The following is a 23,715-nucleotide window of genomic DNA, read 5'->3' on the forward strand; positions in this document are numbered from 1 at the left end:
GCCGTCAGCACGTCCGCCCGTCATGACGTGTGCCAGTCGGGGTGGCCGGGCATGGCCGGGAGCTTCGTGGAGTACAGCCAGGAGCGCAGAAAGGGCCCCAGGTCGCGGCCTGCGACGCGGCTTGCCAGGCGGATGAAGTCCGCGGTCCCCGCCGTGCTGTCGCGGTGCTCCGCCACCCAGGCGCGCTCGATGCGCTGGAACGTGGCCTCGCCGGCCTTCTGCCGCAGCGCGTACAACACCAGAGCACCACCCTCGTAGGCGCCCCAGCCGTAGGGAGCCATGTCCTTGGGCGTGAAGGCGCCGAGGCGGGGACCGGCGACCGGCCCCTGCTTGCGCAGTTGGGCGGTGGCGTCCTGGTAGGCGCTCTTCATGGCGTCGGCCGGATCGGTGCCGCGCGCCTCCTGGCTCCACAGGCCCTGGTAATAGACGGCGTGGCCCTCGTTGAGCCACAGATCGCTCCACCGGCGGGGCGAGACGCTGTTGCCGAAGTACTCGTGGGAGATCTCGTGCGCGACGATCGTGTCCGAGCCGTTGGCCTCCATACCCTCCTTGGTGAGCTCCTCCGTGGCGAGCAGGGTCAGGGACTGTGTCTCGAGCTCACCGCCCAGTGGCGTGGCGTAGATGCCGTACGTCCGCAGCGGGAACGGGCCCAGCCGTCGGGTCAGGAAACGCAGCGCCTTGGGCACGACCGTGTCGAGCTGCGGCATGAGGTCATTGACTTGGCCGGTGGGCAGGGCGTGGCGCAGCTTGATCCCGTCCGGTCCCTGCCGCTTGACCACGGTGAAGTGGCCGACGCCGATCTGGATCAGTTCGGGCGCGAGCTTTTGGCGGCTCTCGAACCGGCGGACGGTATACGCCCCTTCGCGCCGGGTGGCGGTGAGTTCGCCGTTCGCGATGGCGTTCACACGCGAGGGTGCGGCGATGGTGATGGTGGTCGGCGCCTTCTGAGCCGGATGGTCGGCGAACGCCGCGATCCGATGTGCGCCCGAGGGCTGGTTGATGGTCTGGACGACCCCCTTCGCCCGCACCATCCCGATCGCCGAGGTGCCGAGCTTCTCGGCCTCCTCAGGGCCCGCCACGGGCGCGTGCACCGTGACCTCCACCGAGAACCCCCGGCCGTCGGGCACCGGGTCCGCGGGAGTCACGCGCAGCTCCTGACCGGAGCGGGTCCAGGTCGCCTTGCGGCCGTCGACCGTCACCGAACGGACCGTGGTCCCGGTCAGGTCGAGGTCGAAACGGGACAGGGCGTGGGTGGCCCGGCCGCGTAGCGTGGTGGTCGCGGTGTACGTCTTGAGGTCCTCGGCGAAGCGCAGCGCCAGGTCGGTATGGCGCACGGTGTAGCCCCCGTTGCCGAGCCCGGGATGCAGCGTGTCCCCGATTCCGGCGGCTCCGGGCGTGGGGGTGGTACGGGTGCCGCTCTGGGCGGACGTCGCGTCGGGGGTGCAGCCGGCCACGCCCGTCAGGGCGGTGGCCAGCGCCGTGACGATCCACGGCGTGAGGTTCGAGTGTCGTGTGTGACGAGCCATGAGCCGAGGGTGGCCCGCGAGGCGGCCGTCGTGGATCCACCGGATAGCGGGTTCATGGCCACCGGCATCGGCCGAAAGAACGACCGGCGCGGAAGACCTTCTGACGAGCCTCGTCGGCCAGTCCTGGCGCCACCCACCGTCTGCTCTTGTGCGGCAGGGCGACACCTGCTAATCATTTAACAGGTGTCGATAGGAGAGGGGCGGGTCATGAGCGTGCGGCAGGGATCGGTCGTCCTTCGGCAGCCGCACCGTCCTCGGGCCATCAGCTTCCTCGGCCTGGAGACGATCGGCGGATGGGCCGTGAAGGTGTACGGCATCAGCGCGGCGGCCGATGCGCCCCGCCCCGCGCTGGTGGCCGCGACCGTGGAAACCGCGGCCTCGCTGCTGCCGAGCCCCGCTCGGACGGACAGCCGCTATGGCATCGGGTTCGCCATCGCGCACGACGCGGCCGACTACTGCTTCGCGCTGGTGGACTGGTGGCATGGTGAGCACGAGATTCATCAGCGACTGTTCTCGGCGCCCCGGGAGCGGCCGGAGGCGCTGAGACCGCATCCGGGTGAGGCCATCGGCTGCGTCTGGGAGTTGGCCGTCACCGACTTCGAGCGCCGGGCATGGTTGCGCCATGTGCTCGCCAACCCCGAGGGCCCGGACCCGGATGCCTATCTCAACGCACACTGCACAGGAAGGGTGTAGTCATGGAGATGACACTGGAGCGGCTGGATGTCTGAGTTCGACGGCGATCGGATCCGGGTGAAGGATGCCTACCGGCGGGTCCGCGGAGACATCGGTCGTGTTGCCGCCGAGTAGGGCCGAGGACGTCGACGGCCTCCCCGACGGCATCGTCCTGCTCCATCACTTCGCCAACACCGAGGACCTCCGCGGATTCGTCGCGCACGGCCGGCGCCTTACGGCTCACGACGATCTCACCATGCCCGGAGATCTGGAACGCTGGCTGCGGGAGCATGGCCTCCTCGACGGCGACACCCCGGACACCAGGGCTCACCAGGGCCACCTGACCAGAGCCCTCGCACTGCGCGCAGCCCTGCGTGCCGCGCTGCGCCAGGGTGGCGAGGATGGCCAGGACGGCGGCGCTGCCCCGGTCGGCTACTCCTTCGACGTCACACTGACCGCGGCTCACGGCGCCCGGCCGACCATCTCCGCCGACCCCGTGCACACCGCCCTCGCGCACCTCGTGATGGCCGCCCTGACCGCCACGGCGAACGGGACCTGGCACCGGCTCAGGATGTGCCCCGCCCCCGATTGCCAGTGGGTCTTCTACGACAACTCCCGCCCGGGCCGCGCCAAATGGTGCTCGCCACAGTTGTGCGGCAACCGCACGAAGACGCAGACCTACCGCCGCCGCCGATCGGGCTGAACCAAGCCGCCTTCACGCTGTGCCGGTATGCCGAGGAGGCGGCACGCGCGTCCGGCGCGGCGCGCTCCCCGTACAGGGCTCTGCCGTCGGCCTGGCCTCGTGTGCTCCGCATCACGGGAACACCCCCTGTGCTGCGGACAGTTCACGGTATGACGCACACTCCCACGGCCTCCCGCCCCCAGCGGGACACGGGGCCGGGCCAACGGGCCACGGGGCTGGCGCAGCGCCTGCGCGGCCACCACGTATCCCGCTCCGGCGGCCGTACGCCGAAGGCCGCGCTCCGGCGCGACATCCAGGGGGCTGCGCGGGCTGGCCGTCACCCTGGTCGTGCTCGCGCACGCGGGAGTCCCGTACGTCACCGGCGGATACGCCGGGGTCGATGTCTTCTTCGTGATCTCCGGATTCCTCATCACAGCGGGCCTGCTCAAGGAGGCCGAACACACCGGATCGCTGTCCCTGCGGCGCTTCTACGCCCGGCGCGCGGTGCGCATCCTCCCGCTCGCGACCCTGGTCGCGCTGGTCACCATGGCGGGCTGCCGGCTCTTCGCCTCGAAGATCCGCTACACCGAGTTCATGCACGACGCGCTGGCCGGCGCCCTGTACGTCATGAACATCGACCTGGCGGTCTCGGGCACCGACTACCTGAACGAGGGCAGCGCGCCGTCGCCCTTCCAGCACTTCTGGTCGCTGTCCGTGGAGGAGCAGTTCTACCTCCTGTGGCCCGTCCTCCTGCTCGCAAGCTGGAAACTGATCCGGCGGCCGGCGCTGCGGGCGCTGCCGCTGGGCGCCCTGTGCCTGGTGTCGTACGTCCAGGGCGTCCAGGTGGCCGAGACCTCGCCCTCGTGGGCGTACTTCGGCCCGCATACGCGGCTGTGGGAACTGGGCGCCGGAAGCCTGCTGGCCTTCGGCGCCGGGGCGCTGGCACGGCTTCCCCGCGGCCTTTCCGCCGCGGGCACCTGGCTGGGGCTGTCCGGCATCGCCGCGTCGGCGGTGCTGTACGACGACGACACCCCGTTCCCCGGCCACTTCGCGCTGCTGCCCGTGCTGGGTGCGGCCCTGGTGATCGCGGGTGGGTGCCGCACGTCTCCGTCCGCCGCCTCCCGGCTGCTCGCCGTGCGCCCCGCGACATGGGTGGGCGACCTGTCGTACGGCTGGTATCTGTGGCACTGGCCGCTGCTGATCATCGGCCCCACGGCGCTGGGACGGCCCGCCGGGACCTGGTTGAACCTCGCGCTGTGCGCCGCCGCCCTGCTGCTGGCATGGGTGAGCCTGCACGTCGTGGAGAACCCGGTCCGGTTCCGCGGACCGCTGCGCCGAAAGCCCACGGCCGCGGTGGCCTTCGGCCTCGGCCTGTCGGCGACCGTCGTGTCCGCCGCCCTCGTCGCCGCGTCCTTCCCGCCGCCGATCAGCTCCGCCGTCCGCGCCCCCGGGCTGAACGAGGCCCTCACCAGCGCACAGGACCCGCGGTCCCGGCTCACCGGCCTCATCGCCACGGCCGCCACCGGGCTGCCGCGCAACCTGACACCGCCGCTCACCGCCATCAAGAAGAAACGGTCGGCCGTCTACCGCGACGGCTGCCATGTCAACTACACCGCCACCCGGTCGCCCGACTGCGTGTACGGGGACCGGACCTCCGACAAGGTCGTCGTCCTCTACGGGGACTCCCACGCCGCCCAGTGGTTCCCGGCACTGGAGAAGCTGAGCCGCCGGTACGGCTGGAAGCTGGTGTCGCTGACCAAGTCGTCCTGCAAAACCGCCGACATCACCATCGTCAACAGCCGCCGGCCGTACGAGGCGTGCGACACCTGGCGCAAGGAGGCGCTGAAGCGGATCGAGGGGCTGCACCCGGCGCTGGTCGTGGCCTCCTCCTCCGAGGCGGGCACATCGGTGCGGCCGACGAGGGACCCGCTGCGGGAGTGGGCCGCGGGATACGAACGCGTCTACCGGCAACTGGCCCGCGCCACGGACCATGTGGCCGTACTGCTCGACAACCCATGGCCGAAGGACGATCCCGTCGAGTGCGCGGCGAGTCGACCCCTGCGGCTGCGGGGCTGCGAACCCGACCAGCGCGACGCCGTCAAGGACCCCACCCGCCGGGAGGCCAACCGGCAGGGCGCCCGCCACGCCGGTGCCGCCGTGGTCGATCCGAAGCCGTGGCTGTGCCCCCGGTCGGGCGGGTGCCCCGTGGCCGTGGGCGACACCTTCGTCTACCGTGACGAGAGCCACCTGGCGGAGTCCTACGTCGAGGCGCTGGCTCCGGTGCTGCGGCAGGAGCTGCGGAAACTGGGGGTGACCGGCGACCAGCCTCCCCGTTCCAGTGGGGTCGGCTGAGCTGGGCTGAGAGCAGCGCCGTTGGTCAGGCGGCCGGCCTCGGCAGGGCCGCGAGGCAGCCGCCGTCAGCCCACGGGCGAAGTGGCGAAGTCGTGCCAGGACGCGGCTGCGCCGCTGGTCTGCTTGAGCAGCCGGGCCGGTTCGGACGGGGCAGGCCAGAACTGCAGCAGATACCGGTCATCCGTCTGCGGCTCGTCGTCCTCCCGGACGTTCTTGCTCCGGCCGGCATCCATACCGGTGGCGGAGTACCGCACGCGGTAGTCGCGCACCTCCAGCCCCAACTCCCACGCGCTTTTCCCGTTCCACTGCCGCAGTTGCGTCTCCTCCGACACCGGCCGGAACGGGACCTCGACGATCTCCTCCCACGTCTCGTCCAGCGCGGGCCGGCTGTCATGCAACTCGGCGGTGAAGCCGACGCCGCCGATGCGCAGACCGGTCAGGAGCAACAGCGTCCCGTCCGTCCCGCCCCCGCAGAGCCCGACACCGTCTTGTCCGGCGAAGGCATCGTGCAGGTCGTATTCGTCCCCGCCGCTCCCTACAAAGATCTGGCCGTAGTCAACCTGCACCTCGTCACTGACAAGCACCTTCATTGATCCCGCCCTCACGTCGGCCGACTTGGTCTCCGATCCTGCCAGTCGGCACTGACAACGGGCGGGCAGGGACGGCTCCGACTGATGCCCGCTCCGTTCGATACGCAAGACTCGGACACCGCCGCACATGAAACGTGCGGGCCAGGCGCCCAGCGTGTCCGCGGAGGGGCGTGGCGCGGCTTGTAGGGTAGGTGCCATGCCGGATGCCCCGCCCCGCCCCGAGCCGTTCACCCCGCAGACCGCACCCGCGGCGCTCGAGGACCTCCGCGCGCGGCTGCGCGCGACCCGCTGGCCGGACGCGCCCGAGGACGCCGGGTGGTCGCTCGGGACCGACCTCGACTACCTCCGCGAACTCGTCGCCTACTGGGCGGAGGAGTTCGACTGGTCGGCGCAGGAGGCGGCGCTCGCCCGGCTGCCCCGCTTCCGCGTCCGGCTCGGCGGCCTCGGGATCCACTTCGCCCACGTCCGGGCCGCCGCCCCGGCCGGGCCCGCCCTGCCGCTGGTCCTCAGCCACGGCTGGCCGGACTCGTTCTGGCGCTATGCGAAGGTCATCCCGCTCCTCACCGACCCCGGCGCGCACGGCGCCGACCCCGCCGACGCGTTCGACGTGGTCGTCCCCGACCTGCCGGGCTACGGCTACTCCGACCGGCCCACCGGCCCGCCGCTGAACTCCATCGCAGTCGCCGGGCTGTGGGCCGAGCTGATGGACGTCCTCGGCTATCCGCGGTTCGGCGCGGCGGGTGGGGACATCGGCAGCCATGTGAGCCGCTACCTCGCGCTCGACCACCCCGACCGGGTGGTGGCCGTGCACCGCATGGACGGCGGCCTGCCCGTCTTCACCGGCGACCCGGCAGACCTCGCGCCCGAGGAGCGCGCCTGGTTCGAGGAGGTCGCGGCCTGGGGCGCGGCCGAGGGCGCCTACGCCGCCATGCACCGCACCAAGCCGCAGACCGCCGCCTTCGGGCTCACCGACTCACCGGTCGGGCTCGCCGCGTGGATCGTCGAGAAACTCCGTTCGTGGAGCGACTGCGACGGTGATATCGAGCGGTGCTTCACCAAGGACGAGATCCTTACGAACGTCACGCTGTACTGGCTCACGGGCACGATCGGCTCGTCGATGCGCATGTACCACGCCAACGCCGCGATCCCGCCCGAGCAGCACGCCCGCCGGGTCGAGGTGCCGTCCGGCTTCTCGCTCTTCCGCGGCGACATCGTCCGCCCGCCGCGGGAGTGGCTGGAGCGCATGACGAACGTCGTGCGCGTGACCGAGCCCGCGCGCGGCGGACACTTCGCGCCGTTCGAGGAGCCCGAGCTCTACGCGGAGGAGCTGCGCGCCTTCTTCCGCCCCTACCGGGCCGCGGCGACGGACTGAGCCCGGATTCCGCCACCGCGCCCGGCCACGCAACGCGTCAGGAGACACGTCACGCGTCAGGGGACGGGCGCCGGTTCCGGGGCCGGGGTCCAGCGCAGGTGGACGGCCTGGTCGGCGGGGTCGGACCGGAGCAGGGACAGCCGGGGCCGTACGGCGTCGGTGCGCGCGGCCGGGGGCTTGCGGCGGCCCGCGCCGAACGGCACCGGCCACTCGGCGCCCGGGCCCCGGTACTCCTGCTCGGCCGCCGCGTGCAGCGTCCAGTGCGGGTCGTACAGATGGGTGCGCCCCACGGCGCACAGATCGGCGCGGCCCGCCAGCAGGAGGGAGTTGACGTCGTCGTACGAGGCGATGGCGCCCACCGCGATGACGGCGGTGCCGGTGGCGGCGGCGACCTCATGGCGGATGCGGTCGGCGAACGGGGTCTGGTAGGAGCGGCCGAAGGCGGGGCGCTCGTCCTTGGTGACCTGCCCGGAGGACACGTCGATGGCGTCCGCCCCGTGGGCGATGAACGCGCGGGCGATCTCGACGGCGTCATGCTCGGTGTTGCCGTCCGGCACCCAGTCGGTGGCGGAGATGCGCACGATCATCGGCCGTTCCTCGGGCCACGCCTCCCGCACGGCGTCGAAGACCTCCAGGGGGAAACGCAGCCGGTTCTCCAGCGGGCCGCCGTATGCGTCGGTGCGGTGGTTGGCGACCGGTGAGAGGAAGGAGGACAGCAAGTAGCCGTGGGCGCAGTGCAGTTCGAGCAGGTCGAACCCGGCCTCGGCGCCCCGGCGGGCGGCGGCGACGAAGTCCGCGGCGATCCGGTCCATCTCGGCGCGGGTGACCTCGCGCGGAACCGCTGAGCCGGGGCCGTACGGCAGCGCGGACGGGCCGACGGTCTCCCAGTTGCCCTCCGGCAGCGGCTCGTCCATGCCCTCCCACATCAGCCGGGTGGAGCCCTTGCGGCCCGAGTGGCCGAGCTGGAGGCCGATGCGGGCGGTGCTCCGCTCATGGACGTAGGACACGATCCGCCGCCAGGAATCGCGCTGCTCGCCGTTCCACAGGCCCGTGCAGCCGGGTGTGATGCGGCCCTCGGGCGAGACGCACACCATCTCGGTCATCACCAGTCCGGCGCCGCCCATGGCCTTGGAGCCGAGGTGGACGAGGTGGAAGTCGCCGGGTACGCCGTCGACCGCGGAGTACATGTCCATCGGCGAGACGATCACCCGGTTCTTGAGCTCCAGCCGCCCCAGCCGGTACGGCTGGAACATCGCCGGTGCCACCCCGTCGAGGCCCTGCGCGGTGGCGAAGGCACTGTCCACCTGGTCGGCGAAGTCGGGGTCGCGGGTGCGCAGGTTGTCGTAGGTGATGCGGCGGGAGCGGGTCAGCAGGTTGAAGCAGAACTGGGTCGGCTCCTGGTGGGCGTACATCCCGATGTTCTCGAACCACTCCAGCGAGCCCTGCGCCGCCCGCTGGGTGGACTCCACGACCGGGCGCCGCTCGGTTTCGTACGCGGTCAACGCCCGTTCTGTGTCCGGGTGTTCGTGCAGGCAGGCCGCGAGGGCGAGCGCGTCCTCCATCGCCAGCTTGGTGCCCGAGCCGATGGAGAAGTGCGCGGTGTGAGCGGCGTCCCCGATGAGCACGAGGTTGCCGTGGTGCCAGCGCTCGTTGCGTACGGTGGTGAAGTTCAGCCACTTGGAGTTGTTGGCGAACAGCCGGTGGCCGTCCAGCGCGTCGGCGAAGAGCTCGCGGACGCGCGCGACGGCCCGCTCGTCGGAGGCGCCCGGTGCGCCGTCGGCCCGGTCGGTGGCGTCGAAGCCGGCCCGCCGCCAGACGTCCTCGTGCATCTCGACGATGAAGGTGGAGCCGGTGTCGGAGTAGGGGTAGCCGTGCACCTGCACGACCCCCCATTCGGTCTGCTCGACGAAGAACTGGAACGCCTCGAAGACCCGGTCCGTGCCGAGCCACATGTACTTGCTGTGCCGGCGGTCCAGCGAGGGGCGGAAGACATCCGCGTGGGCCGACCGCACCGAGGAGTTGACCCCGTCGGCCCCCACCACCAGGTCGTACGACGCGCGCAGCCACTCGGTGTCCGGCGCCACGGCCGAGAAGCGCAGGGTGACGCCGAGGTCGCGGCAGCGCTCCTGGAGCAGGCGGAGCAGCTCCTTGCGGCTCATTGCGGCGAAGCCCTGGCCGCCGACGGTGTGGCTCTCGCCCCGGTAGTGGATGTCGATGTCGGTCCAGCGGGCGAAGCGCCGGGCCATGGCCTCGGCGATGGTGGTATCGGCGTTCTCGATGCCGCCGAGCGTCTCGTCGGAGAACACGACGCCGAAACCGAACGTGTCGTCGGGGGCGTTGCGTTCCCAGACGGTGATCTCGTGGGCGGGGTCGAGCTGTTTCATCAGGGCCGCGAAGTACAGCCCGCCGGGACCGCCGCCGATGATCGCGATGTTCACGGGGGTTCCTCTCAACTCTCGGCGACGGCCTCGGTGGCCCGCTCGTCGTCATGGGCCCGGCGTACCTGGCGCAGCAGCTTGAAACGCTGCAGTTTGCCGCTGGTGTTGCGCGGCAGGGCGTCCTGGAACCGCACATCGCGCGGGTACTTGTAGGGCGCCAGGAGCCGCTTGACGTGGTCCTGTATCTCCTTCACCTTGGCCGCGTCGCCGGACACACCGTCCCGCAGCACCACGAAGGCGCACACGACCGAGCCGCGCTCCGGGTCGGGGCGGGCCACGACGGCGGATTCCACGACGTCGGGGTGAGTGTCGATGGCGGACTCGACCTCGGGGCCGCCGATGTTGTACCCGGAAGAGACGATCATGCTGTCGCTGCGGGCGTGGTAGTGGAAGTAGCCGTCCTCGTCCCGGTGGAAGATGTCACCGGTGATGTTCCAGCCCTCCAGGACGTAGTCCCGCTGTCGTTCGCCACCGAGGTAGCGGCAGCCGACCGGGCCGATGACACCGAGTCTGCCCGGCTCTCCGGGGCCGAGTTCCGTGCCGTCGGGGCCGAGGATCGTGGCGCGGAAGCCGGGGACCGCCTGTCCCGTGGCGCCAGGCCGGATGGCGTCCCCGGCGGCGGAGATGAAGATATGCAGCAGCTCGGTGGCCCCGATGCCGTCGACCACCTTCAGGCCGATGCGATTTCGCAGGTCCTCCCAGGTGGTGCGGGGTATGTGCTCGCCCGCCGAGACACCGATCCGCACCCCGGCGAGGTGTTGTTCCCGCCCCTCGCGCAGGATCGCCCGGTAGGCGGTGGGCGCGGTCGCCAGGACGGTGACGCCGTGCCGCCGCACGATATCCGCGAGCTGCAAAGGGGTGGCGGACTCCGTCAGCAGGGCGCAGGCACCGGCCCGCAGCGGGAAGACGACCAGCATGCCGAGGCCGAAGGTGAAGGCCAGGGGAGCGGTGCAGGCGACCAGATCGTCCGGTACCAGGCCCAGGGTGTGGCGGCCGAAGGTGTTGTCGATGGACAGGATGTCCCGGTGGAAGTGCATGGTGATCTTGGGGGCGCCGGTGGATCCCGAGGTGGGGCCGAGGAGCGCCACATCGTCGGCGGCGGTGTCCACGTGGGTGAACTCGCCGGACTTGACCGTGGCCCTGGCCACCAGATCCTCCGGGCCGCCACCGCCGTACCCGACCACCGTCAGCCCGGGCAGCACGGTGTCCCGGACGGTGCGGACCTCGTCGGTGAACCGGTGGTCCACCAGGGCGATCGACGGCCGGGTGCGTTCGGCGATCGGGGTGAGCTCCCGGGCGCGCAGGGCGGCCATCGTGGTCACCACGACGCCACCGGCCTTGAGGACGCCGAGCCAGGCCGCGACGGTCCAGGGGCTGTTGGGCGAGCGCAGCAGGACGCGCTGCCCCGGCACCAGACCGAGGTCCTCGGTGAGCACCTGGGCGACCTGATTGGCGCGGGTGCGCAGTTCGCCGTAGGTGCACAGTCCGCCGGCCGGGGTGCGCAGGGCGGGACGGCCGGGGCCGAACAGCGCGGTGGGGGTGTCGATGAGCTCGGTCGCCGCGTTGAGCCGGTCCGGGTAGCGCAGTTCCGGCGTCGTGAACTCGAACGTCGGCCACAGATGCGCGGGCGGCAGCCGGTCGCGCGTGAAGGTGTCGACGTGTGCGGAGGGTGAGAGGGGGAGCGGAAGAGTCACGGAAGAGTCCTTCCGGGAGCCCGCCGGGAAGCGCGGCGGGTCAGGTGGGGCGGATCAGGCCCTCCTGGACGACAGTTGCCAGGTGGCGGTGATCGCGTGTGAAGAAGCGGCCCGTGCCCAGGCCGCGGCCCGCGTCGGCGGCGACGGCTTCCTGGACGTAGAGCAGCCAGTCGCCCAGCGGCCCCGGACGGTGGAACCACATCGCGTGGTCGAGGCTGGCGGTGACCAGCCCGGGCCTGGCCCAGGACAGGTCGAGCACGCGCAGGACGGGTTCGAGGATCGTGTAGTCGCAGACGTACGCCAGGGCGGCCAGGTCCCGTTGGGCGTCGGTCAGCCCGTCGACCGGGCGGAGCGCGTCGAAGGGCCTCAGCCAGACCGCCTGGTGCGGAAGGCGTTCTCCCTCGACGGTGAGGTAGACCGGGCCGGGGACATGCCGCATGTCGAAGCCGCGACCCCCGGACCAGTACGCCTTGGACTCCTTGGTCATGGACCCGCCGTCGCGCTCCGCGAGGTACTCCGCCGAGCTGGGCAGGGTCTCCGGATCGGGCACGTCGTCGGCGAACGCGGCGTGGAAGGCCGCACCGGCCTCGCCCGCCGCGAAGCCGGCCAGGCACACATACAGCGGCTTGCCGTTCTGATAGCCGCGCACCTGCCGGGTGCTGTAGCCGCGCCCGTCGCGCACCACCTCCACCTCGTAGCGAACCTCGGCCCCGATGTCGGCGGGCCGCAGGAAGTAACTGTGCATCGAGTGCAGCGACTTGCCGTCGGTCACCGACCGCATGGCCGCCGCCGCGGCCTGGGCGACCAGATCGCCGCCGTATGCCTTGGGCCACGGGCAGGGCTGGGTCGTGGCGGTGAAGGCGAGGTCGAAGTGCTCGGGCTGGGCGGGCTTCAGGGTGACGGCGGCGGTGAAGACGGCCGAGGTGGGGGGCGTCCCGGACATCAGCGGTCCAGCCAGTCGCGCAGCTCGGCGTCGGCGACGTCGGGCAGGTTGACCACGATGTTCTCCGGCGTCCGGGTGGTCATCCAGGTCAGCGGCTTGGTGCGGGAGAGGTTGCACTCCACGTGCGGCATGAAGGGCGGCACGAAGACCCAGTCGCCCTCCTCCATGTCGACATAGTCCTCGAACCGCTCGCCGAAGTAGATGCGGGCCCGGCCGGAGAGGACATAGCCGCCGGTCTCGGCCTCGCCGTGGTGGTGGGTCACCGAGCGGTAGCCGGGTTCGTTGCTGACCTTGCCGAACCAGAGGCGGGTGGCCGGGGTGTGCTGGATGCTCACGCCCGAGACGCGGACGGCACCGCCCGAGTCGGCGGTGTTGCCGCTCTCCAGACCGCCGCGCGTCACCACGGGGGCGACGATGCCGCTGGGCAGCCGGTACATCGAATTGTCGCCTTCGAGGCGGTACTTGCTCAGGTCGGGCTCCATGGGGTCGGCTCCGTTCAGTCGGGGACCAGGATCCGATGTCTCGTGTTTCTCACGGTCGTCATTTAAAGTCAATACACCTGGATGGACCTGCCCGACCGTGGGACAGGACGGAACGCAACCGAGCCGGAGGCCCCATGACCCCCGTCCCCGTGAACCCGACCACCCTCCCGACACCCAGCGGCTACTCGCACGGAACACTCGCCGGCAACACGCTCCACCTGGGGGGACAGACGGCCCTCGACGCCGACATGAAGATCGTTCCGGGCGGCATCGTCGAACAGTTCCGGCAGGCGTTCGGCAACCTGCTCACCACGCTGCGCGAGGTCGGTGGCCACCCCGAGGATCTGGTGAGCGTGACCATCTACCTCACCGACATCCCCGACTATCAGGCGCACGGCAAGGAGATCGGCAAGGTCTGGCGGGAGCTCGCCGGGCCGGTCTACCCGGCCATGGCGGGCATCGGCTGCACGGCACTGTGGCAGCCCGAGGCCATGATCGAGATCCTCGGTGTGGCCGTGATCCCGGAGGAACGACTCGTGGCGCCGCACACCGGGGGCTGAGGCGGACCCGACTCGTACGGCCCCGAGGTCGGTCGCGGGGGTGCGGCGGCGCACCGGGCCTCGTCCGGGAGCAGGTGATCACTCCGCCGCGCCAGGCGTTAGGGTGCCGGTACATGACCGCGCAGACGACAACGGCCACCACCGCAGCGGGCGAGCGGGAGTCCCGCCACGCCCCGCTCATCCTCACGGTCTTCGGCCTCTACGCCCGGGGCGAGCACAACTGGCTCTCGGTCGCCTCGGTGATCAGCCTCATGGCGGACCTCGGCGTGGAGAGCCGGGCCGTGCGGTCCTCGGTCTCCCGGATGAAACGCCGCGATGTGCTGCGTGGCGAGCGCCACGAGGGTCTCGCCGGCTACTCGCTCGCCGACTCCACCCTGCAGACCCTCGCCGAGGGGGACGTACGCATCTTCCGGCAGGCCAGGGCGTCCCGCGAGGACGGCTGGGTCCTCGTCGTGTTCTCCGTGCCCGAATCCGAGCGCGAGAAGCGGCACGCGCTGCGGACGACCCTGACCCGGCTGGGCTTCGGCACCGCCGCGGCGGGCGTCTGGATCGCCCCCGGACACCTGGCGGCCGAGACCCGGCGCACCCTGGAACGCCGGGAGCTGTCCGCGTACGTCGACATCTTCACCGGTGACCACTTCGCCTTCGGGGACCTGCGGGAGAAGGTCCGCGACTGGTGGGATCTCGACGAACTCACCGCCCTGTACGCGGACTTCCTGGACCGGTACCGCCCCGTCCTGGACGCGGTGACACGGCGCGAACCACCTCCGCTGGAGGCGTTCCGCACCTATGCGCCGATGCTGACCCAGTGGCGCCGCATGCCCTACCGCGACCCGGGGCTTCCCCTGGAACTCCTTCCGCCGGACTGGAACGGCGTGGCCGCGGGCGAACTGTTCCACCGGCTCCACACCCTGCTGAGCGCCCCCGCGGCGGCACACGCCGCGGGGGTCCTCCACGCCCAGCGCTGACGCGGCACTCACCTACGTGCCGCTAGCCGACCGCGGCGAAGTCCGTCAGGAGCGTTTGCCGATGGTGATGAACGGGTCCCACTGGAAGTAGCCCACCAATTTCTGCTCGCTGTCCAGGAGCTGGAAGAAGAAGCGGTACGTGACCTGGCCGGTCTTCTTGACGTCCGCCTCCCAGTAGTGGTCCTCATAGTCCTGGGTCTCGAAATCCGGCTGGTCGGTGGCCCCGTCCTTCGGAATCGGGTAGGTGCCGTCGCCGATCACGATCCGCGGCTTGCTGATGAGCTGGTCGTTGCTCAGGTACCGGTACAGCAAGGCGCAGTATTCGCTGTTGAGCGACAGCGTCGTCTCGCGCCACCTGATGATGTCCCGGGGGTTGGCCCGGAAGTTCAGCTCGGCCCCGGAGGTGCCGATGACGCGGTCCTGACGCGTCGTCATGTAGATCAGGGCATGGTCGACCTGCGTGGGCGCGTCGGGGTTCCTCGATGCGTCGGGGTAGCGCTTGGCGATCGAGACCGCGTCGAACGCGATCATTACGTTGATGAATTCCGACATGTTCCTACTCCTCTTCCAGCTTGTATGCCATCGCCCGCGGATAGTCGTGCCGCTGCAGGCGGACGCGGACCAGCAGCGGTCCGGCGTTGACCGGGTCGGTGGGGTCGGTGAGGCGGGCCAACAGCTCGTCCAGGTCGGAGGCGTGCGCGATGCTGACCCCGTTCGCCGGGGTCTTCTTGCCGGAGAAGACCTCCGCGAGGCGGTCGTAGTGCCACGGGTGCAGGACGTTGTAGAAGTCCGCGCCGTTGGTGCCGTCCGCGTCGCGCGAGTCCCGGTCCGCGAAGTAGGACGGGTGCACCAGCATCTGCTCGATGCCGTAGAAGTGTCCGTTGTCCATGACGAACACCACCGACCGCAGCCCGAGCCTGGTGTGGGTGGAGATCTCCTGGCAGGTCTCCTGGAAGGCGCCGTCGCCGACGAACACCATCGGGCGGGCGTGGCCGCGCTCGGGGGCGAGCGCGGCGCCGGTGGCCGCGCCGACGGACCAGCCGATGGACAGCCAGCTGATCTGCGACAGGAACCCGCCCGCGGGCAGGGTCAGGTTCATCGAGCCGATGAGGGAGAACGCGGCGTCGGAGACGACCGTCCAGTCCTCCCGGGTCTCCCGGCCCAGGAAGTGGTTGATCCGGTCGAATACGCCGTCGTAGGTGAGCCGTTCGCCGGACCGGGACGACGAGCCGCCGGCGCGCAGCGTGGCGCGGTGGTCCTGGAGACTGGCGGGCCGGTCGTCGGGCGCGCCCTGGTGGGCGTGGGCCTCGGCGTAGTAGTCGGCGGTCAGGCCCCCGGAGCCGAAGCGCGCCACCAGCGCGTCCTGGAGGGCGGGGATCAGCCGGGTGAGCTGGACGTCGGGGAAGTACCGGGTGCCGACGCTGACGCCGCCCTGGGCGGCCATCACCCAGTCCGTGCCGACACACTGCTCCCCGTCGAGGTTCTTCGAGGTGGACCAGGCACCGAGGCCGATCCGGCAGGTGGCCCAGTCCTTGAAGATCCAGTGCACATCCGGGTGGCTGGCCTTGCCGTTGTACACGCCGTGGAACTGCGGCCCCCGCTCGTCGACGACGGCCTTGGCGCCGACGGTGGTGCAGAACGGCACCCCGGTGCCCTGTGTCAGGTCGGTGAGCTGCCCGTCGAGGCGGAACCGCTCGACCTCCTCGCCCGCCCATACGATCGGGCGGGGCCTGCCGTCCGGGCCGGGGTGCTCCTCGATCAGGGTCAGGATCGCGTCGACGGCGCCCGCCAGCATGGTCTGGTTGCGCGCGCTGAACGGCCGCTCGCGGCGCAGCAGCGGCTCCTCGGCCACCGCACAGGGCTCGTCCCACAGGTCCTCCATGACCTCCAGATAGACGGGCCTGCGCTCGGACAGGCAGGCGGTGAGCGCGGCGTCGATCTGGCCCGGGGCGAGGCCCGGGTTGGAGATGACCTGGGCTTCCACGGTGACCTGCCGGTAGACGTCCAGGTTGCTCTCCCGGCGGGGGCTCATATGCGAGGTGAGCAGGCCGAGGGCGCGGTAGTTCTGCCACTGCTCGTAGGGCGGGCAGGCGTTGATGGCGACGAGCGGGACGTGTTCCACATAGGCGCCGCCACAGGCATTGAGCAGATTGAACGCGCCGACGCTGTAGGTGACCGCGGCCGCGCCGATGCCGTGGAGACGGGCGTAGGAGTCGGCGGCCTGGCCCGCGCCGCCCTCGGTGGGGGTGCCGACCCACTCGATGTCGCCCTCGGCCCGCAGGACGGTGAGGAACGGGCCGAGGTGGTTGCCGGGCACGCCGAACAGGTGGGTGATGCCCAACTCGGCCAGCCGGCGGGCCAGATAGCGGGCGACCGTGCACTCGGGGGTGATCTCGGTCATGAGCGGCCCCCCTGGTCCGGGCCCGGGGTGGTGACGGGCGGGGCCTGGTGGACGGCGATGGCGGCGCGGACGGCGCTCTCCAGGGCGCCCTCGATCCAGGCGTGCTTGAGGGAGGTGTGCTCCCCGGCGAAGTGCACGGGGCCCTCGGGCCGGGAGGCGTCCAGGTGGAAGCTGGTCATCTGGTGCGCGGTGTACGTGGCGGCCTCGCCGAAGGCGTACGGATCGCGGGCCCAGCTCTTGGTGGCGCCCCGGCCGGTGAAGAACACCTCGATGCGGCGGCCGTGCAGGGCCTGGAGGTTCCGCAGGGCGTAGACATAGCGCTCCGCCTCCCGCATGGAGTCCCAGCGTGAGGCGTCGTCGGACCAGGAGTACGAGGCGAGCACCACGCCACCGGTGCTGCCCTCGACCCCGTGCGAGGGGTAGTACATGAACCGGTTGGGGTTGTCGGTGGCGGAGCCCCCGCCGAAGCAGTGGGTGGCGGGGCGGACGGCGGGGCCGCGCAGCGGCATGGTGCTGTTGAACTGCCGCACCTCGTCGGTGACACCGCTGTCCTTGACCGCGGCGCCGAGCAGATCGGCGATGCCGGCCCCGGCGAGCGCGGGGGCGGGAGCGGCGCCACTCTCGCCGCCTCGCTGGTAGTACTCGTAGAGGCCCGGTGAGATGCTCTCCAGCTCGTTGCGCCAGTCGTCCTCGGTGAACTCCCACCACCGGTGGCTGAACTCCAGCAGTACCTTGGTGGCCTGGTCGTAGTGGGTCTCGATGATGGCGCGGCGCTTCTTGTACGACATCGAGGGGACGATCTCCACGAAGCGCAGGGTGGAGAACGGGATGGTGACGATCGCCAGGTCGGCGGTCCACAGCTGGGTCGGACCCGCCGGATTGTCCTCGGCGACGGTCTGCACGGCCACGCCCCATCCGCCCGGTCCGACGGCGCCGGTGCCCTCGGGGACGGAGTCGCGGCTGGGGTCGTCGTACTCGAGGCGGATCATGCGGTGGCCGAACCGCACCTCGTCGCGCAGGCCCCGGTGGAGGGCGTCGGGCAGCCGCCAACTGCCGCCGGGTATCTCCCAGTAGCGCACGGTGGGGCTGATGTCGGTGTGGCTCAGGAAGCTGTGGAAGAAGGAGAGATGCAGCCGCGAGGACATGTTCTCCAGCGTTCCGACGGCCTCGATCGCCTCGTCGCTGAGCCCCGCGTAGTCGCGCAGGAAGCCGCCCATCGAATAGCCGTCGAAGTCGCGGATCACCCTGGCCCAGCCCTCGACCCACTGGTCGAGCGGCTTGTTGACGCGCTGCCCGTCCACGATGTCGGAGTAGTAGTCCCGCACGCTCTCCAGCGCGTCGTCGACCATCTGCACGGCGGGTGCGCGGACCTCGTCGTCGGTGAGGTGGAAGCCCTCGTTGATCCGTTCCGGGGTGGCGGCGTAGTCGGCGCGCCGCACCTGGACGCGGTTGGTGCGGATCCAGGTGTTGCCGCGCTTGTCGGGCTCGCGGAAGTCGGGGCTGTCGTCGCCGTAGCTCCAGGTGCGGCCGGTGAAGGAGGTGTACGTCACCGGGAGGGCGGGGACATCGGGGCCGCTGCCGGTGGTGGGGTCGACATCCACGTTGTAGAACTGCCGGCGGCCGAGCCCGAGTTTGTCGACGAGGGCGAGGACAAGCGGGTGGAAGTCGGGCAACCGCATGGCCCCGGCCTCGGCGTACTGGGCGGGGTCGTCGAACGGCTGATGGTGCTTGGTGGTGCGGAAGGTCTTGATGCGCCCGCCGACGCGGCCGGTGTTGGCCTCGAGGATGGTGACGTCGTGGCCCGCGTCCTTGAGCAGGCGGCCGGCCACGAGGCCGGTGATGCCGGCGCCGATGATGAGGATTTTCTTGCGGGGGTGGCGGGTGGGGCCGAGGCGGCCGGTGTCGATCAGGGTATGGAGATATTCGAGTTTGAGGTCGGAGTTGTCCGGCCCGATGAGGAGGAGTTCGCGGGCGAGCCTGAGACACGTCTGCCAGCGGGCACGGGTGGCGGAGTTGTCGTGGGGAGCGTCGGTCATAGCTTGCGATCGTAGATATGAAGAAACGATTTATCGATTCTCCGACTTGGTAATGCGTTGGTAAAGTCCAAAAACTGGAGACCTCGCGGCTGACGGAATTTCGACTTGCCGGATTTCCCTCTGGGGAAAGCCCGAGATCCGGCTGGGGCGCAAGCTCTACCAGGGGCGGAGGGGGTGGGGGGAGTGCGGGTGTGCCCGTGCCGCAGTGAACTGAGTGGTCATCGCACCGACATGCGCAACGGGTCCGGATCGGCCATGCCGAAGCCGTGGAAGGGCGTCGAACTCCTGCCCGATAAAGGCAAGGGGGAAGTCGCATCAACACCTGTGGCCGCTTGTGTGTCCTTCGGAAACCCCTTTCGGCGGGGCGGGCGGGATGTCCGTAGGAGTTTCAGGCCGCCGGGGACGTGCCGTAGGAGAAACGAAGTGGGCAGGTTTCCGGCCCGCTGGCCCGCCGGAAACTCGCCCACCTGTTCGCATGGAATTTCAGTTCGAAGTCGGCATCGCCTCCGGGCTCGGTGCGCCGTCCGGAGTGGCCCCGTCCTGAGTGGCCCCGCCAGGCTCCGCGTCCAGGCTTCGGCGGAAGGTCTCGGGAGCGGCCACCATCGTCGCCGCGGCGATGAGGGCACCCGCCGCGACCAGGAGCATCAGGCTCCAGGACGCCCCACCGCTCCACACGATCAACGACGTGGCCAGCATCGGAGTGAAGCCGCCGAGCACCACGCTGCCTGCCTGGTAGCCGATCGACACTCCGCTGTAGCGGACCCGGGCGGGGAACAGCTCGGCGTAGAACGCGGCCAGCGGGCCGAACACCGCGCCATGCCCGAAGGCCATGACCACGACCAGGGCCAGACAGATCAGCACCGGCGACCGGGTGTCGACCAGCAGGAAGAACGGTCCCGCGAAAGCCGCCATGAACAGCGCGCCCCCGATGAACACCGGCCGGCGGCCCACCCGGTCGGAGAGCGCGCCCCACAGCGGGATCACCGCGATGTCCACCGCGGCGGCGACCATCACCCCGGTCAGCCCCACCTGCCGTGACAGGTCGAGTTGTTCGGAGAGGTAGGTGAGGATGAAGACGGTGAAGATGTAGTAGTTGCCGCCCTCCGCGAACCGGGCACCGACCGCGATCAGCACCTCCTTGGGGTGCCTGCGCACCACGTCGACCAGTGGCCGCCGGGACCGCCCTCCGCTCTCGGCCGCCTGGGCGATCGACTCGGGCTCGGAGATCCGGGAGCGGATGTAGAGGCCGACGGTGGCCAGCAGCGCGCTGGCGAGGAAGGGCAGCCGCCACCCCCACGCCAGGAACTGCTCATCGGGCAGCAGGGATACGGCGCTGAAGACACCGGTGCCCAGCAGCAGCCCGGCCGAGACCCCGGTCTGCGGCCACGCCCCGTACAGACCGCGTCGGCCGCTCGGCGCGTGCTCGACCGCCATGAGGACCGCGCCACCCCACTCACCGCCCACCGCGAACCCCTGCACCAGGCGCAGGAACACCAGCAGGGCGGGGGCCCACAGACCGATCTGGGTGTGCGTCGGCAACAGTCCGATCAGGGTCGTGGCCGACCCCATCAGGGTCAGTGTCACCACGAGGGTGGCCTTGCGGCTGACCTTGTCCCCGTAGTGCCCGGCCACGAACCCGCCCAGCGGGCGGGCCAGGAACCCGGCCGCGAAGGTCGCGAAGGCGGCCATGATCCCGGCGGTCGAGCTGACCTGCGGAAAGAACAGCCGGTTGACGACCAGGGCGGCCGCGGTCCCGTAGATCGTGAAGTCGTACCACTCGATCACGCTGCCGATGGTGCTGGACGTCAGTGCCCGCCTGGCCGGGGCCCCTGACGCCGTCGATGCTCCGGAGGGCATGGCTGCCTCCTCTTCTTCTGCGCGGATGCCGATGGGATGGGTCAGGCGTCAAAGGAGTGGTCGGGAGCCCAACTCAGGGGCTGCCCGGCGTACTTGGCCGCCCGGACGTCGCCGGAGCGGGCGTGTCCCTCGAAGAGCTCGGTGCGCGCCGCCCGGCCGCAGACCTCCCCGAGCAGTGCGCTCGACGCCGGGTCGGTGACCTGCTGGTAGGTGACCGTCTTGAGGTACTTCCCGACCCACAGCCCGCCGGTGTAGCGGGCCGCGCCGCGCGTGGGCAGCACATGGTTGGTGCCGATCACCTTGTCCCCGTAGGAGACGCAGGTCCCCTCGCCGAGGAACAGCGCGCCGAAGTTCCGCATGGCGTCCAGGGCCTTGCGGGGCTCGGCCGTGAGGATCTGGACATGCTCGCTGGCGTAGGAGTCGGCCAGCGCGTACGCCTCGTCGAGGTCGCCGACGACATGGACCTCACCGTGGTCCCGCCAGGCGGGCCCGGCCAGATCGCGGGTCGGCATGTCCGGCAGGATCTCCTCGACGTGCGCGATGACCTCGCGGCCGATCCGTTCCGACGTGGTGATCAGCACCGCCGGGGAGTCGGGGCCGTGCTCGGCCTGGCTGAGCAGGTCCACGGCCGCGATGAACGGATCGGCGTTCTCGTCGGCGACCACCAGGGTCTCGGTCGGCCCGGCGAACAGGTCGATGCCCACCTCGCCGAACAACTGCCGCTTGGCCTCGGCCACATACGCGTTGCCCGGCCCGGCGAGCAGGTCGACCTTGCCGATGCTCTCGGTGCCAAGGGCCATGGCGGCGATGGCCTGCACCCCGCCCAGCAGATGTATCTCGTCGGCTCCGGCCAGGTACATGGCCGCGATCGTGGCATCGGGCACCTCGCCCCGGATGGGCGGTGTGCACGCCACGACCCTGGGCACCCCGGCGGTCTTGGCGGTCACGATGGTCATATGCGCCGAGGCCAGCAGCGGGTAGCGGCCACCGGGCACATAGGCACCGGCCGCGGCGACCGGGATGTGCTTCTGCCCCAGCGAAACGCCGGGGAGGGTCTCCATCTCGAACTCGCCCAGCGAGGCCAGCTGCCGCTCCGCGAAGGTGCGCACCTGGCGCTGGACGAAGCGGATGTCCTCCAGCACCTGTTCGGGAACGCGGGCGACGATCTCCTCGATCTCCTCCGCCGTCAGCCGGAAGGACTCCGGCTCCCAGCGGTCGAACCGGGCGGAGTGCTCACGGACGGCGACGTCGCCGCGCGAGCGGATGTCGGAAATGATCCCGGTGACGGCGTCGATGACCTCCGGGCTGCTGCTGCCGGGCGTGCTCTTCGCGGCGGCGGCGGCTTTCAGGGTCAGGACCATGACGGAGCCAATCTCTCGGCGCCTTGTCGGCGCGTGGTTACGTATTCATGGGACGTTACGCCTGCATCATGAATACGTAAACATGGCTGTCGAAGATCTTTTGCTCACCACCCCGGCCGGGCTCCGGTGGGCGCGCCGCTAGGATGACTACGTAAACACCCAAAAGCACCGTCGGGGCCGGATCCGGCCCCGCGGATCCGGCCCTACGGAGGCGCTGTGGTCACCAGTCAGGACGTGGCCCGGCTGGCCGGAGTGTCACAGGCGACCGTCTCCCGGGTGCTCCAGGGCAGCGCCAGGGTCTCCCCGGAGACCAGGGAGCGCGTCCAGACCGCCATGAAGCAGGCCGGCTATCACCCCAACGCGGCCGCCAGGGCCATGCGCACCCGGCGTGCCGGCACGATCGGCGTGGTCGTCGCGGACATCACCAACCCCTTCTATCCGCAGCTGCTGGAAGCGGTCAGTGATGAACTCGGCCGCGCGGGGCAGCGGATGACCCTGTGGAACGCCACCGGCCCGAGCGAGGCCAGTGCCCTGGAGGCCATCCGCGAAGGCGCGGTGGACGGGCTCCTGTTCACGACGGTGACCCAGATGTCCAAGCCACTCGAAGAGGCGCTGCAGCGCAATGAGCCCGTGGTGCTGCTGCACCGGGGGCTGGACGACATCGGCTGCGATCAGGTCACCGCCGACAATGTGGCCGGAGGGCGACTCGCCGCCCGGTATCTGGTAGGGGCCGGACATGAGCGCATCGGGTTTCTGCGCGGACCGCAGTCGGCCAGCACCGCGCTCCACCGGGAGCGGGGCTTTCGCGAGATGCTCGGCGAACTTGGGCACCCGCTGGCGCCGGAACTGGTGCGGCAGGGGAACTTCTCCCACGACACGGCGCGCGCGGCGATGCGCGAACTGCTCGACCGCCCGCATCCCCCGTCCGCCGTCTTCTGCGCCAACGACCTCACCGCCCTCGGCGCCGTCGACGGCGCGATCTCCCTGGGCGTGCGGGTACCCGAGGACGTCTGGGTGGTCGGGTACGACGACATCGCGATGGCCGCGTGGGAGGCGTACGGCCTGACCACCGTGCGGCAGCCGATCACCGACATGGCGCGGATGGCCGTGCGCATGCTGATCGAGCGGATCGAGGACCGCACACTGCCCGCCCGGCGCCGGGAGTTCCCGGCCGAGCTGGTGGTCCGGCGGTCCACCGCCCATACGCCCGCTTCCTGACCCTGCTCGCGTACGCCGCCGCCCGGGCGCGTGGTGCTCCCGGGCGGGCGGTCTCCGAGGCGTTCGGCTCGGCGGGCCGTCAGGCGTTTCCACGTGGCGGCCCGTCAGGCGGTCAGCCCTCCAGGGTGTTCCGCAGGGCGGCGAGACCGTCCGCGTAGATGCCGTGGAAGAGCGCGACCGCTTCGTCCTCGCTGACGTCGGTGGGGGTGAACGTCCCGGACCACTCGACATGCGAGGCGCCGGACCGCCCGGGGACCTCGCGCACGGTCAGGGTGGACAGGTAGTCGGTCACCGGGAACGGCGCGTCGAGGATGGCGTAGCTGTACGAGCGCGCCGCGTCGTCGAACGCCACGAGCCGCTCGACGATCACACCGCCCTCCTCGTTGCGCAGATGGCGGACGCGGCCGCCCTCGGCGGGGACGCTCTCGGAGATGTACGGCAGCCAGTCGGGCAGCGAGTCGAAGCCGCCGATGAGCTGCCACACCTGCTCGGGCGGTACGGGCAGGTCGAGGGACGCGGTGGTGGAGGCCATGGAAATGCTCCTGTCGGGGTGGGAGACGGGA

General features: G+C 70.8%; 19 protein-coding genes. 7 read left to right on the plus strand and 12 right to left on the minus strand.

Going from position 1 to position 23,715, the window contains the following annotated elements:
- Positions 1–20 precede the first annotated feature (20 nt).
- Positions 21–1,526, minus strand: coding sequence for a M1 family metallopeptidase (locus J5X86_RS15060; RefSeq protein WP_208517296.1), 1,506 nt, complete (start codon positions 1,524–1,526; stop codon positions 21–23).
- 207 nt (positions 1,527–1,733) lie between these two features.
- Here J5X86_RS15060 and J5X86_RS15065 point away from each other — a divergent pair, with 207 nt between their 5' ends.
- From J5X86_RS15065 to J5X86_RS15075, 3 genes are all read left to right on the plus strand, one after another.
- Entirely contained in the window at positions 1,734–2,219 is a 486-nt protein-coding gene (locus J5X86_RS15065) for a hypothetical protein (RefSeq protein ID WP_208517297.1), read from the plus strand.
- Positions 2,220–2,316: 97 nt separating this feature from the next.
- Positions 2,317–2,901: a CGNR zinc finger domain-containing protein gene (locus tag J5X86_RS15070; protein ID WP_208517298.1), complete on the plus strand. Its 585-nt coding sequence runs from the start codon at positions 2,317–2,319 to the stop codon at positions 2,899–2,901.
- Between the two features lie 327 nt (positions 2,902–3,228).
- Positions 3,229–5,232 carry an acyltransferase family protein gene (locus tag J5X86_RS15075; RefSeq protein WP_308124558.1) on the plus strand — a complete coding sequence of 668 codons (2,004 nt, stop codon included), beginning with the start codon at positions 3,229–3,231 and terminating at the stop codon, positions 5,230–5,232.
- A 65-nt stretch (positions 5,233–5,297) separates the two neighbouring features.
- Here the strand turns inward: J5X86_RS15075 and J5X86_RS15080 are convergent, their stop codons facing one another.
- On the minus strand, positions 5,298–5,822 hold the full coding sequence (locus J5X86_RS15080; RefSeq protein ID WP_208517299.1) for a hypothetical protein: 525 nt from the start codon (positions 5,820–5,822) through the stop codon (positions 5,298–5,300).
- 196 nt (positions 5,823–6,018) lie between these two features.
- Between J5X86_RS15080 and J5X86_RS15085 the strand changes: the two genes are divergently transcribed.
- Positions 6,019–7,194: an epoxide hydrolase family protein gene (locus J5X86_RS15085; protein ID WP_208517300.1), complete on the plus strand. Its 1,176-nt coding sequence runs from the start codon at positions 6,019–6,021 to the stop codon at positions 7,192–7,194.
- Positions 7,195–7,250: 56 nt separating this feature from the next.
- Here J5X86_RS15085 and J5X86_RS15090 read toward each other — a convergent pair whose 3' ends face one another.
- From J5X86_RS15090 to J5X86_RS15105, 4 genes are read right to left on the minus strand one after another with little or no spacing between them, the layout of a single operon-like run.
- Complete coding sequence (locus tag J5X86_RS15090) at positions 7,251–9,632, minus strand: bifunctional salicylyl-CoA 5-hydroxylase/oxidoreductase (RefSeq protein ID WP_208517301.1); 2,382 nt, start codon at positions 9,630–9,632, stop codon at positions 7,251–7,253.
- Between the two features lie 11 nt (positions 9,633–9,643).
- On the minus strand, positions 9,644–11,326 hold the full coding sequence (locus tag J5X86_RS15095; RefSeq protein ID WP_208517302.1) for an AMP-binding protein: 1,683 nt from the start codon (positions 11,324–11,326) through the stop codon (positions 9,644–9,646).
- Positions 11,327–11,366: 40 nt separating this feature from the next.
- On the minus strand, positions 11,367–12,269 hold the full coding sequence (locus tag J5X86_RS15100) for an acyl-CoA thioesterase II (protein WP_208517303.1): 903 nt from the start codon (positions 12,267–12,269) through the stop codon (positions 11,367–11,369).
- The gene (locus J5X86_RS15105) at positions 12,269–12,751 is read right to left on the minus strand and encodes a cupin domain-containing protein (RefSeq protein WP_059149298.1); all 483 of its coding nucleotides are present in this window, start codon (positions 12,749–12,751) and stop codon (positions 12,269–12,271) included. Before J5X86_RS15105 ends, J5X86_RS15100 begins: the two co-directional genes overlap by 1 nt.
- Before the next feature lie 134 nt (positions 12,752–12,885).
- Between J5X86_RS15105 and J5X86_RS15110 the strand changes: the two genes are divergently transcribed.
- Positions 12,886–13,311, plus strand: a complete 426-nt coding sequence (locus tag J5X86_RS15110) for a RidA family protein (protein ID WP_208517304.1) — start codon at positions 12,886–12,888, stop codon at positions 13,309–13,311.
- 113 nt (positions 13,312–13,424) lie between these two features.
- Positions 13,425–14,279 (plus strand): PaaX family transcriptional regulator C-terminal domain-containing protein, encoded by an 855-nt coding sequence (locus tag J5X86_RS15115; RefSeq protein WP_208517305.1) that lies wholly within the window; start codon positions 13,425–13,427, stop codon positions 14,277–14,279.
- A 45-nt stretch (positions 14,280–14,324) separates the two neighbouring features.
- Here the strand turns inward: J5X86_RS15115 and J5X86_RS15120 are convergent, their stop codons facing one another.
- The 5 genes from J5X86_RS15120 to hisD all read right to left on the minus strand — a co-directional run bounded on the left by J5X86_RS15120 (position 14,325) and on the right by hisD (position 21,934).
- Positions 14,325–14,831, minus strand: coding sequence for an inclusion body family protein (locus J5X86_RS15120; RefSeq protein ID WP_078645345.1), 507 nt, complete (start codon positions 14,829–14,831; stop codon positions 14,325–14,327).
- Between the two features lie 4 nt (positions 14,832–14,835).
- Complete coding sequence (locus J5X86_RS15125; protein ID WP_208517306.1) at positions 14,836–16,680, minus strand: thiamine pyrophosphate-binding protein; 1,845 nt, start codon at positions 16,678–16,680, stop codon at positions 14,836–14,838.
- Positions 16,677–18,716, minus strand: a complete 2,040-nt coding sequence (locus J5X86_RS15130; protein ID WP_208517307.1) for an FAD-dependent oxidoreductase — start codon at positions 18,714–18,716, stop codon at positions 16,677–16,679. The genes J5X86_RS15125 and J5X86_RS15130 overlap by 4 nt, the downstream gene beginning before the upstream one ends.
- A gap of 483 nt (positions 18,717–19,199) precedes the next feature.
- A complete protein-coding gene (locus J5X86_RS15135) occupies positions 19,200–20,573 on the minus strand; it encodes an MFS transporter (protein ID WP_208517308.1) in 1,374 nt (457 codons plus the stop codon).
- Between the two features lie 41 nt (positions 20,574–20,614).
- Complete coding sequence (hisD, locus tag J5X86_RS15140; RefSeq protein ID WP_208517309.1) at positions 20,615–21,934, minus strand: histidinol dehydrogenase; 1,320 nt, start codon at positions 21,932–21,934, stop codon at positions 20,615–20,617.
- 216 nt (positions 21,935–22,150) lie between these two features.
- On the opposite strand from hisD, the gene J5X86_RS15145 reads away from it, so the two are divergent.
- Positions 22,151–23,152: a LacI family DNA-binding transcriptional regulator gene (locus J5X86_RS15145; protein ID WP_208517310.1), complete on the plus strand. Its 1,002-nt coding sequence runs from the start codon at positions 22,151–22,153 to the stop codon at positions 23,150–23,152.
- Positions 23,153–23,264: 112 nt separating this feature from the next.
- On the opposite strand, the gene J5X86_RS15150 is transcribed toward J5X86_RS15145, so the two are convergent.
- Positions 23,265–23,684 carry an SRPBCC family protein gene (locus J5X86_RS15150; RefSeq protein ID WP_208517311.1) on the minus strand — a complete coding sequence of 140 codons (420 nt, stop codon included), beginning with the start codon at positions 23,682–23,684 and terminating at the stop codon, positions 23,265–23,267.
- Positions 23,685–23,715: the final 31 nt, after the last annotated feature.

This window comes from Streptomyces sp. NEAU-YJ-81 (assembly GCF_017592595.1).
GTDB classification, from domain to species: domain Bacteria; phylum Actinomycetota; class Actinomycetes; order Streptomycetales; family Streptomycetaceae; genus Streptomyces; species Streptomyces hygroscopicus_B.